Genomic DNA, 1,075 nt, shown 5'->3' with positions numbered 1-1,075 from the left:
CTTCGACATCTTGCCGGCGATCAGGCCGGACAGATAGGCCGGTTCATGTATCCAGTTGTCGAAGACGCCGAAATTGGGCTCCGCCGGCCCGGCGCCGGAGCCGAACAGCCATGCGGTCTTCGGGAACTGTTTTGCCGTGCGGCGCGACTCGCGTTCGGCGGCGAAGGCATCGCCCAGCACCAGCTGGTAGCCGCCCTGCGCATATTCGCGCATGACGCGGCTGAAGTCGGCGGTCTGCACCTTCTCCGACCACTTGTATTCGATGCCGAGCTCCTTCTCGGCCTTCTGCAGGGCGACGTGGATCTGGTTGTCCCAAGGCTCCTCGATCGGCGTGGCGAAGATCGCCGCCACCTTCAGCTTCTTGTCCTTGGCGAAGGCCGCATTCGGCATCACTGCCGCCGCAAGACCGAGCGCGCCGAGTTCCAGCACGGTGCGCCGAGACAGGCCGGCGCGTTGCGTTTTGCTATGATCGTCTTTCATGGAAGTGCCCCTCTGGTTGACAGCCGTGTCGAGCCGGCCGTTCTCAGGAATGTCAGACGCTGGACTATGGAACGACGCCTGAGTTTTGTCCACATGGTCAAATTTGATGTGGTCGCTTGGATGCCGGAAGGGTTGGCGGGACAGCGCCCCCCTCTGTCCTGCGGGACATCTCCCCCACTTGGGGGGAGATCGGATGTCACGCCGGCTTTCGCCAATTACCAGCGTGGCTAGAAGAGTGAGGCGCCAAAACCGCTAATCTCCCCCCTCGTGGGGGAGATGTCCGGCAGGACAGAGGGGGGCGCGAAGGAACGCGGCGTTCGTTCTAGACGGCCGATGACCGTACTATCCTCCAGCACCCTCCCACGACCCCGTCTCCGCGAACCTTCTCAGCATCGGCGCCGGCTGGAAGATCACCCGACCCGTCAGCCGGTGCCAATGCTCCAGCCGGTCTACGATCTTCGGAGCCCCTTCGAGGCCGGCCCAGAACATCGGCCCACCCTTGCCGATCGGAAAGCCGTAACCGTTCGTCCAAACGACGTCGATGTCAGACGCGCGGGCGGCAATGCCTTCCTCCAGGATCTTCGCGCCCTCGTTG

The 1,075-nt window shown here is 63.5% G+C and carries 2 protein-coding genes; both read right to left on the bottom strand.

Annotated elements, in window-relative coordinates; all coding sequences use genetic code 11:
* On the bottom strand, window positions 1-480 hold a 480-nt coding region (locus EN780_RS34900), incomplete at its 3' end, for a BMP family ABC transporter substrate-binding protein (protein ID WP_128276515.1).
* Between the two features lie 342 nt (window positions 481-822).
* Window positions 823-1,075, bottom strand: a 253-nt coding sequence (locus EN780_RS34890; protein WP_245500224.1) for a 3-hydroxyacyl-CoA dehydrogenase family protein, incomplete at its 5' end; no start/stop codon positions are given.

Origin of the sequence: Mesorhizobium sp. M4B.F.Ca.ET.089.01.1.1 (assembly GCF_004022605.1) — a bacterium.
GTDB classification, from domain to species: domain Bacteria; phylum Pseudomonadota; class Alphaproteobacteria; order Rhizobiales; family Rhizobiaceae; genus Mesorhizobium; species Mesorhizobium abyssinicae.
This window is presented reverse-complemented; position numbering and strand designations above follow the sequence as displayed.